Source organism: Vibrio sp. Y176 (assembly GCF_033438945.1).
On the sequence record NZ_JAWOQS010000914.1, the window covers coordinates 1 to 570 of the forward strand.

Here is a 570-nt window from a genome sequence, read left to right on the forward strand (position 1 = left end):
TCCGATCTGATCAACTGCGCTTCTGCGTACTTGGCTGCGTTATTTAATGACTCTTGGCATAAACGGAATAGGGTGACTTTGAGTGTGTCACTCAGGCTGGTGTAATCGCCTTGCCAGTTCAGTTGAACAGTCGTTCCGTGATTGGCGAATTCCATCTCTCGCGTCAGCTGCTCGACGGATTCTTTTAAGTCCAAATCATCCAGCATTTTTGGTCTTAGCTTGCTTAACAGTCGCTTAGTGGTGTCGTACACGTTGAGAGAAAGCCCCTCAATGGTATCTGCGCAATGTGCGCTCATTTCTGCGTTATCGATGCGCTTGATGATGTTGGCTTGAGTACGGATAGCGGTAATGTTCTGGCCGATTTCGTCATGCAGTTCGCGGGCAATGTCGCGTCTTACCGATTCTTCCGCTTCGATAAGTTGACGAGACAGGTTTTGATTGCGGGATAGCTCGCCACGCAGTTTGTGGTTGAGATCTTTTTGCTTTTGAACCGCCAAACCCAGCATGATGCCGGTGATGGTTTGAGCTGAAAGAGACAACAACAAATCGGTGATTTCTAGATTCGATACG

The 570-nt window shown here is 48.1% G+C and carries 1 protein-coding gene; it reads right to left on the bottom strand.

Annotated features, from left to right (window positions below; all coding sequences use genetic code 11):
* Nucleotides 1–570: histidine kinase (locus R7O13_RS29385; protein ID WP_318305527.1), on the bottom strand; the 570-nt coding region annotated here is incomplete at both ends.